Here is a 14,972-nt window from a genome sequence, read left to right on the forward strand (position 1 = left end):
ACTCCCTATACTAAAACAAATCAAATAGAATAGAGGATTTATGATGAGCCGGGAATGGTTTACCTTACCAATCAATGATGAATTACAATTAGTCCAACCAGAAGTCTCGATGGGGGCAGAGGTCTATAATTTAGTCGCCCAAAATCGGGACTATCTCAATCAATTTTTACCGTGGGCGAAACAAATAGTCGCACCTGGGATTGAAGAAAATTTCATTCGCAGTATGCTAATGGCCCACATTCAAGGAACCCAACGATTGTTTTTTATTGCTCAAAATGATGTCATTATTGGGGCCGTTGATTTACATAATATCAATCAAAATGTCCGCAAAGCCGAGATTGGTTACTGGTTAAGTGCGCATGTTAGTGGGCAAGGAATTATGACGACTGTTCTGCAATTTTTCAATGCCTATGCTTTTAACACCTTAGGCCTCAATAAATTAATGCTGCAAGTAGATGTTGCCAACCTTGCCAGCAATCGAGTTGCTGAAAAATGTGGTTACCAATTTATCGGGATGCACCCAGCTGATTTTATCATTCGGGGTGCATTACGTGATATGAATCATTATGCACTATTAAGTCCGCAAAAAAGTTAATGGCATGGCCATTAACTTTTTTTATTGGCAGCATTTAGTTTTTATATTAATATTGTTATTATAAACAAGATAAAGGAGCTTACTATGCAAGGTAAAGATGTTGTTCTAGGGTTATTAAATGATCAACCACGGACCGGTTATGAAATTAAAGATATTTTTGAAACACGCTTAGCATATTTTTTTGATGGCACATATGGCATGATTTATCCAACGCTCCGTAAATTAGAAAAAGACGGCATGATAACGAAAGAAGTTGTCTTCCAAGAAGGAAAACCGAATAAAAACATTTATTCAATTACGCCCGCTGGTAAAGCGGAATTTGCCGCTTACATGCAAACTGAATTGGCTGATGAAAGTATTAAGTCAGATTTTCTTTTACGGATGTATTTTGGTAAACATCTAACCACTGATCAAGCTTTGGCCTTTATCGAAACGCAAATTGACCATCAAGAAACTAAATTACGTACGCTTAAAGCACATTATAATGAGTGGATCCGTAATGGTATTACTGATTTGCAAATTGTTACCTACAAATATGGGGTCGCTAACTATGAAGCTAGCTTAACCGTCCTTAAACAAGCATACCTTGATATTGCTGATCGCCAGTAATAAACACTACCATTTCAACTTATTGCTTATAACAAATAATAAAAAGGTTCTGCTTACGTTAAATCACGTAAACAGAACCTTTTTTAGTATTTAAATTCCTCTTTGGCGCATTTTAGTCCGAATTAAGTAGTAAATACTACCGATAATTAAGGTCCAAATTAACCAACTGACAAAAGTTAACCCAGCACCAATCACTGTAAAAAGTAGGGCATGGTGATGAATAGCGTGCGCTAAAATTGAAAAGGTATCAAAGGGCAATAGCCAGTGACGAAGGCAAGTAAGGATACCTAAAATAAAACCAGTTTGGGCAACAGCAATTAGCCATGTAAAATTCTTTTGCATAATAATCCTTCTTAATAATTAATCCATTAAGCTTACCATCACACCAATGCCTTGTACTTGAAAATATAATAGGTGGTTAAAAAAACGTGATAAGGGACCTTAAAAGCTAAATAAAATTTCACGTTAACTATTTAAGTCACTTGACTTTTTTATTATCTAGAATTATATTGTCAATGTTAATATAATGATTAGAAATAAGGAAGGCGTTATGAATAAAAAGAAAATTTTAGTTATCCTCAGTGCCTGCATTGGTATTTTTTTGTGTCTGTTAGATACAACCATCATGAATGTTTCATTACCAGCCATTCAAACTGAGTTAAACGTGCCGTTAACAAGTTTATCGTGGGCCCTTAATATTTACACGATTTTATTTGCCACGTTAACAATTCCGTTGAGTCGCTGGGCGCAAAAATTTGGCCAAAATCGATTCTATATTAGAGCGTTAGTTGTTTTCATGTTGGGTTCCTTGATTTCCGCTTCAGCAAATTCCGTTACCATCCTCATTATTGGTCGTGCCGTACAAAGTATTGGGGCTGCGACCATGTTGCCATTAGCGATGACGATTGGGATTCAAACGGCGAGTTTAGCACAACGTAATACCGTTATGGCCGTCCTTGGTGTTACCCAAGGATTTGCGGCCGCTTTAGGTCCGGTTGTCGGGGGCATTGTGACCCAATTTTTTACGTGGCGCTGGATTTTCTTAATTAACATTCCCCTAATTATTATCAGTATTGCATTATGTGTTTTTGTGCTCGATTTAAAAGCCCAACCATTACGGACACGTATTGATATTGGTGGCTCAATTTTAAGTATGGTGTTCTTATTCACGCTAACGTTAGCTTTAGTCAAAGGGCGTGAATGGGGGTGGAGTAGTCCTATCATCATTATTTTACTGGGGGTGGCGAGTGCTTCTTTCATCAGCTTTTTGCTTTACGAACGCAAATGTGCGATGCCGATGATTGATTTATCATTGTTTACCGATCGCGAATTTAGTGCTTCCTCAGTTGCCATGGTTTTTAGTAATATGTTTTTAGTTGCGGTCACCGTGATTTTACCAACTTATTTCACTAAAATTGTCGGTACAAGTGAATTAAAGGCCGCTTTATTAATTACGCCAATTTCGGTTTCCGTATTTGTTGCTTCGCCAATTTCAGCCTTATTAATCAAACACTTTGGTCCGCGACGCCCAATCTTTATAGGCTGGGTCTTACTAACGATTGGTTATTACTTACTAGCGACCATCAATCTTCGTTACTTACCGATGGAAATCCTTGCCTGTCTGTTAGTCGGCATTGGCTTTGGCTTTGTCGTGGGCCCAATTACCGTGCTTTCCGCTTCTGACTTTACTGGTGATCGCTTAGCGGCTTCCCAAAGTGTTATTGGGGTGTTACGTGAAATTGGGATTGTTTTAGCCGTTGCCATTTACGTTAGCGGCTTATATGGTAATATCAATACCGCCAAAGCTAATTCACAAGCATACGTCACGCAACAAGTTAGTCAATTAGCCGTCCCAACCTCAGCCAAAAAGGTACTCACCACCCAAATTAAGACCGCCATCACAAATGAACATGCCGCTAAGCAGGCGATCAACGTCAATAATCCGGCGATTACTGCCGTTTTAACCCGAATTCATCGCCACATCGAACAGCAATTTGATCACGCATTTGCACAACTTTACTGGTACTCGACACCGTTTGTTGCTTTAGCAATTCTATCTACTTGGTTATTTCTCGATAAGAAGCGGTTTTTAAGTCTAGCTAACAAGGTGTGAAATAACACTATATAATAGAAGAAAAAATTTTTCACGTACATTACCATGTAGTTAACGTAGCCCCAAAAATTAATATCAAATACTAAACCCCCATGAAATTTCACTTCATGGGGGTTTGTGTTAATTAGTTAGTGGCTAGTAATTGCGTACTAAGTTGTTGATAGGCCTGGGCTTGTTCACTTGACCAATCACCAAGCATATCTGCAATAAATTGGCGAATTGTTGTGACATCAATTTGGCGGGCTAATAAACGACTAAATTGAATATTATCAGTTAAGGAACTGTATGACGCACAGGCATCCGCAATCACGCTAACATTGTAACCGGCCAGTTGGGCACTAATCGCTGGCAACGAAACACATTCTTCCGTTGAAATCCCACCAATGACCAAATTCTGCCGACCAGTTTGATTAATCTGTTTGCGAAAATCAGGATCCGTCATAGCATCAATTACGCCGGTGCGTTTAACACGGTGTGCATAGACATCAGGCAGTGGCGTTTGTAAAACATTAAAAATTTTTCCCTTCCGTTCTAAAGCTTCTTCACTTGACGTAAAGATCACCGGAATATCATAAACTTTAGCTAGTGCTAGTAATTTTAGGGCATTATCAATCACTTCCTTGATGGGTTGGGATTGTGCAAATTTTGCAATCCCACTTTGATAATCAACCATCAAAATTACGACATCATCCGGGGTAAAAGGGCGGCGTTTAGTGAGTGGGGTATTTTCCATAATCTTACTTCCTTTCATTATCAGCTTAATACAATTTCATTTTAACGCAAACCTTAATTTTAAGGTGGCCATAACTATGGTTGTTTTATTGTACAAAAAAAGTTCAAATAGCCATTCGCTAATTTGAACTTTCAGATATGCTTATGCTTTGTTATGACGTAACTGTTCAATCAATTGGGCATCTGGGGTGATGTACATTGTTGATTGACCTTCAAAAATTACATAACCTGGTTTTGAACCGTTGGGTTTGCGTAATAATTTAGCGGGTAAATAATCGACTGGAACATTGGCTGATTCACGTGCTTTTGAGAAGTAAGCTGCTAGCGTGGCACCTTCTAATAAGGTTTGTTCGCTAGGATTACTATCATGAATAATAACGTGAGATCCGGCCATTTTTTGCACGTGCAACCAGATATCGTTGCGTGCGGCGGTTTTAAGGCTTAATTTATCATTTTGTAAATTGTTTTTTCCAACTTCAATTAACGTGCCATCGGTTGCATAGAATTTTTCTGGTTGCGAAATTTGCAAACGGGCTTTTTTATTTTTAGCCTTATTGCGAATGTAGCCTTCAGCGGTTAATTCCATCCGAATTTCGTTAATATCTTTTGGACTAGCAATTTCAATTTGGGCCATAATGTTTTCCAAATAATCAAGTTCGTGCTGCGTCAAAGCAATTTGCTCATCGACATACGCCACGGCTTTCTTTAACTTGTTGTACTTCGTAAAGTACTTTTGTGCATTTTGTGATGGTCCAATTTGATTACTTAATGGAATCTTGAGTGGCTTTTCTTCTTCGTAGTAGTTTGGCAACGTAATCTCGGTCATTCCACGTTCAACTTGGTAAAGGTAGGTCGTTAATAACTCACCTTTAACTTTAAATTCATCGGCATGGGCTGACTCATCAAGGGTTTGTTCAAGCTTCTTTAACTTAGTCTTGTTCTTCTTAATTTCATTGCGTACAACGCGAATCACATTCCCAGCTTGTTGTTGCACGCGGTCACGTTCAGCACGATCGGCAAAATAAACATCTAACATTTCACCCAAAGTCGCAAATTCACGCACCGTGCCAGGTAAAGTTAACCACTTAAACGGCGCAAAAACAACTTTATTATTAGCGGCTAAATCAATTAATTGAGGCGCCGGGGTACTAAAGTTCGCCAACCAGTTTTGCGCATGCGCCATTGCATCCCCTGGTTCATGAACCACCGTTGCTAATTCCAGCGCGGAATCAAAAGCAAATCCTTGGAAGTGACCTTGAATCGCTTTAGCTAAATCCTTTTGATCAGGAATATCCAAAATAAAGTTTGCCAAACCTTGTAATGAAGTATACGGATTAATAACATCTTGCTTGGGTGGGGCAATATATTGTGCTCCTGGATATAGTGAGCGCACCCGGTTTTGATCGGCTGAAACGTGTTTGATTAATTCAATAATCTTATTGGTCTTTTGATTAACCAAGAACAAGTTAGAGTGACGCCCCATCATTTCAAGGATTAGAACAACTTCTTCTAAATCACCCAGTTCATCATGGGTTAAAACAGATAACTTAATAATCCGGTCGTTTTCAACTTGTTCGATTTTTTCAACTTTGGCACCTTCCAAGTGCTTGCGTAACATCATCGCAAAAGCTGGGGGCGTCGTTGGATTAGCATACGGGATGTTGGTAATTTGAGCCCGCGCAAATGTGGGGTGGGCTGAAAGTAATAGTGGGTAGTTTTTCCCATTACTACGGATTACTAAAACAACTTCTTGGGGATATGGTTGGTGAATTTTGGCAATCCGACCACCAACTAATAACCCTTGGAGTTCAGTAACCATTGCATGAGTGAATAAACCATCAAAACTCATTAATATGTTCCTCCGTCAGTAAATAATTCGATAGTTACCATTATACCGCATTTTAGGATGATTGTTGATAAAGTTACGAATACCAACCAGTCAGCGTCCACAAATTAACCATGAACGACATTTGTCAAATAATTCAGCTTACAAAATCAAGCAATTAATTGATTGGCATACACAATAAGCCAAGATTATGATAAACTAAGAGAAAATCAATTTTAGTTAACCGAGGTACAGATGGTATTATGAAATCAAGTTTGGATGCATTGCGTGACAGTGAAAAAATTCAACGTAGCGCACTAATGAAAATTACAAAACAATACAACTTAACGATCGCTGAGTGGCAATTATTAACGACCATGATGGCGGGCTTTGATACGCAAGATAAATTATCAGCGGAAACGGGTTTAGACACGTCAACACTTTCACGCCAATTAAAGAGTATCTTTGCCAAAGAATTTGTTGATAAGGTTGCTACTGGTCGCGATCGCCGCCAATTAGTATATTCAGTCTTACCTCAAGGGACCGAAGCCGTTTTGGCCATTAATGCCGCATACCAACAACTCGAAGGGGTCATCTTTGATAAATGGTCGAATGAAGAAATTAATATGCTCCGAATTTTACTAAACCGATTAGAAAAATCAATGGGCCGAGTTGCTGAATAATTAAAATTTTATTTACAAATTTGACAATCTGTTTAAAAAGACAGTATTATATAACAATACTTTCATATTGAAAATTTTTGATATTGAAAATAAATTTATTACGACATTTAAAGAAACGAGGGTCATTGAATGAAAATCGCCGTAGTTACCGATAGTACTTGTTACTTAAACGACGAAGAAATTGCGAATAATAACATTACCGTTATTCCAATTCCCGTGATTGTTGACGGACAAGTTTACGAAGAAGGCGTAACAGTTTCAAACGCTCAATATTATGATATGTTGGCGCACTCACAATCATTTCCATCAACATCACAACCAGCCATTGGACAATTAATTAAGGTCTATGAAGGATTACGTGATCAAGGATTTGATACGATTATCTCAATTCACTTGTCATCAACAATTTCCGGGATGTTCAATACGGTTGTTAACGTTGCCAACCAAATTGAAGGGGTAACCGTTTATCCATACGATAGCCAAATCACCATGCGTTTAATGGGTGAATTAGTTATGGATGCTGCCCGGATGGCCGCTAAAGGTATCGAACCTGAAGCAATCTTGGGTGAGTTAGATAAAGTTCGCCAAACGATTAAAGAATTCTTCGTTGTTGATGATTTACAAAACTTGGTGCGTGGTGGCCGTTTATCTAACGCCAGTGCCTTTATTGGTTCGGTATTAAAGATTAAGCCATTGCTTACTTTTGATGATACTACCCATGAAATTGTCGCCTTTGAAAAAGTTCGCTCAATGAAAAAGGCACGTAAACGTGTTGAAGAATTGTTTGCTGAAGTAATGGCAACAGTCCCATACACAATTAAGTTAACAGTTTACCATGCTAATGCTCCAGAAGTTGCAGAAGACTGGTTTGCTGAATTGAAACAAACTTATCCTACATTATCAATCGAAATTGCTGAAATCGGTCCAGTTATTGGTACTCACCTTGGTCAAGGCGCTTTAGCTCTTGGCTGGGTGCAAGACACTTCAGTAAACTAACATAAAACCTAATTATTTTTTGATAATAGCTAGTGATATTATTTATTATTTGATTGCTATTTTTTTGATTCTTCATTTATATGGTAAAATATTTATCAGATGGAGATTTCATATTTACGCTAATGGAAGATTCCCGCATCGGAATCTTCCATTTTCATTCCCATGAGATCCAATTAGGAGGACCAAATGAAAATTGGTATTGATCAAATCGCCTTTGCCACAAGCGATAAATATCTTGATTTAACAGAATTAGCCCTTGCCCGGGATACTGATCCCAACAAATTCTTAATCGGGATTGGTCAAAGTGAACAAGCCGTGATTGCTAAGACGCAAAACATTGTCACGCTGGGGGCGAATGCGGCGGCCCAAATCATTAACGATAACAATCGTGATGCGATTGATATGGTCTTAGTAGCTACTGAATCCGGCATTGATAATTCCAAATCAGCCGCTGTGTACGTGCAAAAGCTCCTTAACATTAATCGCTATGCCCGCACCCTTGAACTTAAACAAGCGTGTTATGCTGGTACGGCTGGTTTGATGTTCGCACGGGATTTTGTTGCCAGTCATCCAGATAAACAAGTCCTAGTAATTGCTGCTGATGTAGCACGCTATGGTATTAACACACCTGGGGAAGTTACCCAAGGTGGGGGGGCAGTGGCAATGCTGGTTAAAGCCAATCCACAAGTTATTAGTTTAAATGACGATAACGTTTACATGTCAGATGATGTGATGGACTTTTGGCGCCCAATTTATCGAAGTGAAGCCTTAGTAGATGGGCACTTTTCTGCCACAATCTATCAAGACTTCTTTAAAGAATTATGGGATCGTTACCGAGCAACAACCGGTCATGCCATTAATGATTTCAAAGCCTTTGCGTTCCATTTGCCATTTACTAAGATGGGCTTAAAAGGCTTACGCGAAATCTTGCCCGAAGCAACTGAAGACCAACAAGCAGCGCTACTTGCTGAATTTGAAGCTAGTCGCGTGTATAACCGCCGTGTTGGGAATTTATATACTGGTTCACTTTACTTAAGCTTGATTTCATTATTAGCAAACGGTTCCGTGCAAGCTGGTGACCGGATTGGTTTATTTAGTTATGGTTCCGGGGCTGAAGGAGAATTCTACTCAGCTACTGTTGAAGCTGGCTTTAAGCATGGCTTACAAACTGACTTTAATACTTTATTTGCTAATCGCACCCAAGTAAGTGTGCCTGAATATGAAGAAATTTTTGCCGATAAAGCCCCAACGGATGGTCAAAATGTGATGTTTGATTTGACAAATGATCCTAATCGATTTGTTTTAGCAGGAATTCAAGACGAAAAACATGTTTATAAAGTAAACATCTAGAATTAAAAAAGAACAATAAATTCAACATACTAAATAGGTCCCTGAAGGAATTCTTCAAGGGGCCTATTTAGTATATTCTCGATATGACGAATATATGGTATAACGCACGATTTTTAATTTTTTGTATATTTATATAACTTTTAATTTTAAATATACGTAATTATGTTATATTTATTTAAAATAATTACGGGAGAGATATAATGGAGCATAAAATTCACTACAAATTATATAAATCAGGTAAACACTGGTTGATTGCAGGGGTTATGATTCCTGGAGCAGCAGGTCTTGCTATTTATACAACCCATACTGATGTTCATGGCGATACTGTCCATCAACAAACCACTACAATAACTAACCATGCACCTATCCAACTAACGAAAAATCTAAATCACCCTTATTTACACAATAATAAAAGATTGAACTTATCAAAAAGTAGCGTAAAGTCTCCGGTTAATCAAATAATTAATGTTCGCTTTGTTAATCAAGATGGTCAAATTCTCAATGCAGCCACTATAACAGCCAGTACAACTAACTATAGTTTAAATAATAATGCACTTATTAAAAATGTTATTACTAACATCAAGAATTCAGGCTATAGCTTCGTTAATTCTTACGGAGATTAAAATGCAACTTACAATAATTTAAAGCAGACTATTAGTCAGTTAAATGGTACCCCAATTAATGTAACGTATGTTTTTACAGCTACAACTAATTTATCACTTTCAGTTCAAGGAACTATTCATTATCGTTTCACTAATGGGCAGCAAGCACATCCAGATTTACAAACTAATCAAGTTAACTATCATCGAGTTGCCTCTCTTGATTGGGGTCATAACGTTGTTTATTCACAATGGCAAAAAGATGAAAATACTGAATTTATTCCAGTTAACTCACCCATAATTACTGGCTACACACCAGATCACCAACAAAGTGGGTTTGTTCCAGCAACTTTTGCTGACCCTAAACCTCAGTTCACAGTTACATATCAGCCCAATGTATCATATGCAAATATTAACTATATTGATGCGACCAATAACACAAAAATTCAAACGCAACAATTACACGGAAGCTATGACCAAGCAATTAATTATAATCTACAACAAACAATTACTGCCTTGACAAAGAAAGGGTATACATTAGTAAGTAGTGACTTTCCAACTACTGCGTCACCAACTTATAATAAAGCTACTAATAATTACACAATTGTTTTCAACGAAAGTACTACACAAACAACTGAACATGCAAATGCAATTGAATATATTGATTATGCTTATTCAAACAAGTTAGCAATTAAAAATGCTTCCATCATCGTTCCTGTGACTCGAATTAAAACCGTTAATAATGTTACTGGTAAAATATCTCATTCACCTTGGATTAGTAATGATGGATCTACAAAATTTGCTAATGTTACCCCTCATAAAATTACTGGTTATTCACCAGATCAAAAACTTATTGAAGGAAAAACACTTGATCCAAATAATACTGATACCTTAAACGTTACTTATTCACCAGATCCTGAGACTATTAATGTAAAATATCTTGATATTACGAATGGTAGGATACTTAAAACTAAAGTTCTTACTGGTTCATTTGGTGGGGTTACAACATATAATCCCAAAGTTGATATAGCTAACTACGAAGCTCAAGGCTATAAATTAATTGACAACGAATTTCCTGTTGAAGGTAGTTCTTACGATAATACCAATCGTCCAAATCATACTTTTTTTATTAAATTAGCTAAAAACACACCGGGTAATGGTGGTAACACACCGGGTAATGGTGGTAACACACCAGGTAATGGTGGTAACACACCAGGTAACGGTGGTAACACGCCAGGTAACGGTGGTAACACACCGGGTAATGGTGGTAACACGCCAGGTAATGGTGGTAACACACCGGGTAACGGTGGTAACACGCCAGGTAACGGTGGTAACACACCGGGTAATGGTGGTAACACGCCAGGTAATGGTGGTAACACACCGGGTAATGGTGGTAACACACCGGGTAACGGTGGTAACACGCCAGGTAACGGTGGTAACACACCGGGTAACGGTGGTAACACATCCCAAGTACCAAGCCGCATGACACTTTATCATTCACAAAAAAACAAGACCAAGTTGTTACCAAAAACGGATGAACAGCCTGATGATGAGCTCATTTTTGCTGGTCTTACAAGTTTATTGATTGCTGGTTTTGGAATTACTAGTTTAACTCGTAAAAATAAATAACTTTAAAAATGTCGAAGTATCTTTGCTTCGACATTTTTTGATAACTAAGCTAAATATCCATAATTTTTAAATTTAAAATTAGAAAATGTTTGTAAATTAAGTTATATATTGATAGCATTAGAGAATGATATATTAAAAGTATTGTATTTTGATTAAAACAAAAATCAGCCTAGGATACTTATGATTTACATGGAGAGAGAGGTTTTTTTATGGAAATATTCCGCAAGCTAACTTGGTTCTTCAAAGAACAAAAAGCGATGTACATTCGTGGGCTCCTTGCATTAATGATGACGGCATTTTTAAATATGATTCCGCCATTTTTAATCGGTTATACCGTCAATCAAATTGTCGCCCATAGTTTGACACCGATGAAGTTAGCTTTAATTTTACTGGGGGTCGGGTCTGAAGCTGTGACTCTCTATGCATTCCGATACATTTGGGCCGTGCACATTTGGGGTGGGGCAACCTACCTTGAACGGAAGTTACGGCAACGGTTGTACATGCATTTTATGCACATGGACACCAAGTTTTACCAAACATATCGGACTGGGGACTTAATGACGCGGGCAACTAATGATTTAATTCAGATTCGCCAAGTTGCGGGGATGGGCATTTTAACCTTAGTTGACTCATTGACGACTGGAACGGTTACGATTATTACGATGGCCTTTGTCGTAGATTGGCGCTTAACATTAGTCGCTATCTTGCCATTCCCATTATTAGCTGTGATGTCAATTAAATTAGGTCACCGGATGCACAATGCCTTTGGTGATCAACAACGCGCCTTTTCTAAGTTAAGTGATAAGGTTCAAGAATCACTTTCAGGGATGAAAGCCATTAAGACATTAGGTCAAGAAGCGCAAGATATTGAAGATTTCAACGCGCATAATGGCGCTTTGATGCAGGCTTATAAAAAAGTTGAGTTTGTTAGTGCGTTGTATGATCCATTAACGACGATGATTATTGTGTTGGCGTATGTGGTTACGATCATCTATGGTGGTTGGTTAGTCTTACATCAACAAATCAATATCGGGCAACTAGTCTCATTTATTGCTTACTTATCAATGTTAATCTGGCCAATGTTTGCGATTGGACAATTATTCAACATCATCGAACGTGGGAATGCTTCCTATGATCGGGTTATGAACATTTTAGATAATGAAACCCACATCAAAGAAGCTGAAAATCCCGTTACGATTCCAGCACAAGGTGATCTTCATTTTGCTATCAAGCAATTCCAATATCCCGATGATGCCGAAATTGCACTCCAAGATATTGATGTGACGGTTAAAGCTGGTCACACGCTTGGAATCGTTGGCCAAGTTGGTGCCGGGAAAACTTCATTATTGAAGTTACTCTTGCGTCAATACGATAACTACGAGGGTGTCATTACTTTAAATGGTGAAGATATTCGCCAATTCCCCCAAGACACATACTTACGTTCAATCGGATATGTGCCCCAAGAAGGGTTCTTATTTAGTACTTCGATTAAAGAAAACATTCGCTTTGCCCGGCCTGATGCGAGTGATGACCAAGTCCAGGCTGCGGCGCAAAAAGCCGCTTTCCATGACGATATCATGAACATGCCGGCTGGTTATGAAACCGAAGTTGGTGAACATGGGATTAGTTTATCCGGTGGTCAACGGCAACGGCTAGCGATTGCGCGGGCCTTGTTAATTGATCCAGAAATTTTAATTCTGGATGATTCATTATCCGCGGTTGATGCCCGGACCGAAGCCGCTATTTTAGATGTTTTAAAACGTGAACGGGCACATAAAACAACCATTATTGCCGCGCACCGGATGAGTTCAGTCATGAATGCGGAAAATATTATTGTGTTTGATCATGGGCAAATCAAAGAACGCGGCACCCATGCTGATTTATTAGCCAAAAATGGTTGGTATGCGATGATTTACCAACAGCAACAACATGGGATGGACGCTACCATCCAAGGAGGTGAAGCTTAATGGCCAAAGAACAATCAATTTGGGCGGAAAAATTAACGTTTAAAGACCAAGTTAAAGTCATTAAAGGCTTATTGCCATTTGCTAAGCCGTATAAATGGTACTTCTTTAGTGCCATTATTGCCATTGGAGTCGTATCAGCGATTAATGTCTTACTCCCACGAATTTTACAAGAATTCATGAACAAGTACTTAGTTCATCTTGATACTAAGTTCCAAGTTTTAATCATTTTTGCGGCCGTTTACTTTGGGGTTTCACTCCTTAAAGCCGTGTTCCAATTCACGCAAGAATACTTATATGGACTTGGTGGGGCGTATGCAGAAGTTAATACACGTGAACAACTTTACCGGCATATTCATACGCTTGGGATGCGGTACTTTGACCAAAATCCAGCCGGATCAATCTTGTCACGGGTGACTAATGATACCCAAGCCTTGTTTGAAGTTTGGCGCTTATTCATGCTCGTCTTAATGGGGGCGTTTGGTTTGGTGGCTTCATACTACGCGATGTTTGTCACTAATGCCAAAATTGCCTTAGCCTTACTAATTTTCTTACCATTCTTATTCGGGGCCGTGTTCTACTACCAACGAGTAAGTTCCAAAGTTTATGGTGGGATGCGGGAAAAGCTATCCCAATTAAATGCCAAAATTGCTGAATCAATTAACGGAATTAATGTGATTCAACAATTCCGCCAAGAAATGCGGATGGGAAAAGATTTTGCGGTGACCAACGATGAATATCAAATGGCCCGGATTCGGATGATCAAAACCGAATCATTGTTACTTAATCCTTTGATGAACTTATTCAATGGGTTAGGGATTGTTATTATCTTAGGCATGTTTGGTTGGGATTCAATGAATGCGGCTGTCGCGGCCGGTACGGTCTACGCCTTTATTTCATATTTGAATAACTTCTTTGCACCAATGAGTGAAATCATGCAAGAATTAGCGTTATTCCAAGATGGTTCCGTCGCTGGAGTTCGGGTCTTACGCATTCTTGAAAATCAAGAACTTGCGCCGGCCCAAGTTGAACATCCCCACGGTGAAATCACCCAAGGAAAAATTGAATTCAAAAATGTAACGTTCTCATATGATGGCGTTCACCCAATTTTGAAGAACTTGTCATTTACGGCCTTGCCTGGTCAAACCATCGCCTTAGTCGGGCACACTGGTTCTGGTAAGAGTTCAACGATTAATGCCTTAATGCGCTTTTATGATTTCCAAGAAGGGCAGATTTTAATTGACGACCAAGACATTCGCGAATATCCAATTGCCGAAATTCGTAAAAAACTCGGTTTAGTATTACAAGAATCATTCATGTTCTACGGGGATGTTAGTTCCAACATTCGGATGTTTAACCACGACATTACCGATGAACAAGTTAAAGCAGCGGCCGAATTTGTCCAAGCTAGTCGCTTCATTGAAGAATTACCAAAGAAATACGCTGAACCCGTGATTGAACACGGGGCAACGTTCTCAGCTGGTGAAAAACAATTACTAAACTTTGCGCGCACGATCGTTACTAATCCCAAAATATTAGTGTTGGATGAAGCAACCGCTAATATCGATACAGAAACTGAAGTCACGATTCAAAAAGCGCTCGCTAAGATGCGTAATAACCGCACGACGATTGCCATTGCCCACCGTTTATCAACGATTGAAGATGCCAATCTAATTTTAGTGCTTGATCAAGGGGAAGTAATTGAACGAGGAACCCATACGGAACTTCTCGCTTTAAATGGTAAATACAAAGAAATGTATGACCTCCAAGGTAAAGAAGCATAGTGCAAAAAACGTCAGAAATTTTTCTGACGTTTTTTTATTTTGGCCTTAAATAATTGCAAGCATGGCCGATAGTGTTTATTAAGGAAACATAAA

The 14,972-nt window shown here is 38.6% G+C and carries 13 protein-coding genes; 10 read left to right on the top strand and 3 right to left on the bottom strand.

Translation table 11 applies throughout. The features are described from left to right. The first annotated feature begins 40 nt into the window (after positions 1 to 40). Complete coding sequence (locus LQZ76_RS02510) at positions 41 to 595, top strand: GNAT family N-acetyltransferase (protein ID WP_230098193.1); 555 nt, start codon at positions 41 to 43, stop codon at positions 593 to 595. A gap of 84 nt (positions 596 to 679) precedes the next feature. After that, positions 680 to 1,204, top strand: coding sequence for a PadR family transcriptional regulator (locus LQZ76_RS02515; protein WP_230098194.1), 525 nt, complete (start codon positions 680 to 682; stop codon positions 1,202 to 1,204). Between the two features lie 90 nt (positions 1,205 to 1,294). On the opposite strand, the gene LQZ76_RS02520 is transcribed toward LQZ76_RS02515, so the two are convergent. Beyond that, positions 1,295 to 1,546: a hypothetical protein gene (locus LQZ76_RS02520; RefSeq protein ID WP_230098195.1), complete on the bottom strand. Its 252-nt coding sequence runs from the start codon at positions 1,544 to 1,546 to the stop codon at positions 1,295 to 1,297. A gap of 208 nt (positions 1,547 to 1,754) precedes the next feature. Here LQZ76_RS02520 and LQZ76_RS02525 point away from each other — a divergent pair, with 208 nt between their 5' ends. Then, positions 1,755 to 3,317: an MFS transporter gene (locus LQZ76_RS02525; protein WP_230098196.1), complete on the top strand. Its 1,563-nt coding sequence runs from the start codon at positions 1,755 to 1,757 to the stop codon at positions 3,315 to 3,317. A 124-nt stretch (positions 3,318 to 3,441) separates the two neighbouring features. Here LQZ76_RS02525 and LQZ76_RS02530 read toward each other — a convergent pair whose 3' ends face one another. Beyond that, entirely contained in the window at positions 3,442 to 4,050 is a 609-nt protein-coding gene (locus LQZ76_RS02530; RefSeq protein ID WP_230098197.1) for an isochorismatase family protein, read from the bottom strand. Between the two features lie 141 nt (positions 4,051 to 4,191). Next, entirely contained in the window at positions 4,192 to 5,898 is a 1,707-nt protein-coding gene (locus LQZ76_RS02535) for an NFACT RNA binding domain-containing protein (RefSeq protein ID WP_230098198.1), read from the bottom strand. A 239-nt stretch (positions 5,899 to 6,137) separates the two neighbouring features. Between LQZ76_RS02535 and LQZ76_RS02540 the strand changes: the two genes are divergently transcribed. From LQZ76_RS02540 to LQZ76_RS02570, 7 genes are all read left to right on the top strand, one after another. Continuing rightward, on the top strand, positions 6,138 to 6,557 hold the full coding sequence (locus tag LQZ76_RS02540) for a MarR family winged helix-turn-helix transcriptional regulator (protein ID WP_230098199.1): 420 nt from the start codon (positions 6,138 to 6,140) through the stop codon (positions 6,555 to 6,557). Positions 6,558 to 6,686: 129 nt separating this feature from the next. Continuing rightward, on the top strand, positions 6,687 to 7,553 hold the full coding sequence (locus LQZ76_RS02545; protein ID WP_230098200.1) for a DegV family protein: 867 nt from the start codon (positions 6,687 to 6,689) through the stop codon (positions 7,551 to 7,553). Between the two features lie 186 nt (positions 7,554 to 7,739). Next, on the top strand, positions 7,740 to 8,903 hold the full coding sequence (locus LQZ76_RS02550; protein ID WP_230098201.1) for a hydroxymethylglutaryl-CoA synthase: 1,164 nt from the start codon (positions 7,740 to 7,742) through the stop codon (positions 8,901 to 8,903). Positions 8,904 to 9,103: 200 nt separating this feature from the next. Next, a complete protein-coding gene (locus tag LQZ76_RS02555) occupies positions 9,104 to 9,526 on the top strand; it encodes a KxYKxGKxW signal peptide domain-containing protein (RefSeq protein ID WP_230098202.1) in 423 nt (140 codons plus the stop codon). Positions 9,527 to 9,580: 54 nt separating this feature from the next. Continuing rightward, positions 9,581 to 11,131, top strand: a complete 1,551-nt coding sequence (locus tag LQZ76_RS02560; protein ID WP_435529404.1) for a mucin-binding protein — start codon at positions 9,581 to 9,583, stop codon at positions 11,129 to 11,131. A 209-nt stretch (positions 11,132 to 11,340) separates the two neighbouring features. Further along, a complete protein-coding gene (locus tag LQZ76_RS02565) occupies positions 11,341 to 13,098 on the top strand; it encodes an ABC transporter ATP-binding protein (protein WP_230098203.1) in 1,758 nt (585 codons plus the stop codon). Continuing rightward, a complete protein-coding gene (locus tag LQZ76_RS02570; RefSeq protein WP_230098204.1) occupies positions 13,098 to 14,879 on the top strand; it encodes an ABC transporter ATP-binding protein in 1,782 nt (593 codons plus the stop codon). The genes LQZ76_RS02565 and LQZ76_RS02570 overlap by 1 nt, the downstream gene beginning before the upstream one ends. The last annotated feature ends 93 nt before the right edge of the window (positions 14,880 to 14,972 follow it).

The sequence above is a fragment of the Periweissella ghanensis genome (assembly GCF_918814755.1).
In the GTDB taxonomy this organism is placed as follows: Bacteria; Bacillota; Bacilli; order Lactobacillales; family Lactobacillaceae; genus Periweissella; species Periweissella ghanensis.

Excerpts from the sequence above, each read along its gene's own strand:
- LQZ76_RS02570 (WP_230098204.1), top strand. The coding sequence starts at position 13,098 with ATGGCCAAAGAACAATCAATTTGGGCGGAAAAATTAACGTTTAAAGAC.
- LQZ76_RS02545 (WP_230098200.1), top strand. The coding sequence starts at position 6,687 with ATGAAAATCGCCGTAGTTACCGATAGTACTTGTTACTTAAACGACGAA.
- LQZ76_RS02520 (WP_230098195.1), bottom strand. The coding sequence starts at position 1,546 with ATGCAAAAGAATTTTACATGGCTAATTGCTGTTGCCCAAACTGGTTTT.
- LQZ76_RS02525 (WP_230098196.1), top strand. The coding sequence starts at position 1,755 with ATGAATAAAAAGAAAATTTTAGTTATCCTCAGTGCCTGCATTGGTATT.
- LQZ76_RS02535 (WP_230098198.1), bottom strand. The coding sequence starts at position 5,898 with ATGAGTTTTGATGGTTTATTCACTCATGCAATGGTTACTGAACTCCAA.
- LQZ76_RS02530 (WP_230098197.1), bottom strand. The coding sequence starts at position 4,050 with ATGGAAAATACCCCACTCACTAAACGCCGCCCTTTTACCCCGGATGAT.
- LQZ76_RS02515 (WP_230098194.1), top strand. The coding sequence starts at position 680 with ATGCAAGGTAAAGATGTTGTTCTAGGGTTATTAAATGATCAACCACGG.
- LQZ76_RS02565 (WP_230098203.1), top strand. The coding sequence starts at position 11,341 with ATGGAAATATTCCGCAAGCTAACTTGGTTCTTCAAAGAACAAAAAGCG.
- LQZ76_RS02555 (WP_230098202.1), top strand. The coding sequence starts at position 9,104 with ATGGAGCATAAAATTCACTACAAATTATATAAATCAGGTAAACACTGG.
- LQZ76_RS02550 (WP_230098201.1), top strand. The coding sequence starts at position 7,740 with ATGAAAATTGGTATTGATCAAATCGCCTTTGCCACAAGCGATAAATAT.
- LQZ76_RS02510 (WP_230098193.1), top strand. The coding sequence starts at position 41 with ATGATGAGCCGGGAATGGTTTACCTTACCAATCAATGATGAATTACAA.
- LQZ76_RS02540 (WP_230098199.1), top strand. The coding sequence starts at position 6,138 with ATGAAATCAAGTTTGGATGCATTGCGTGACAGTGAAAAAATTCAACGT.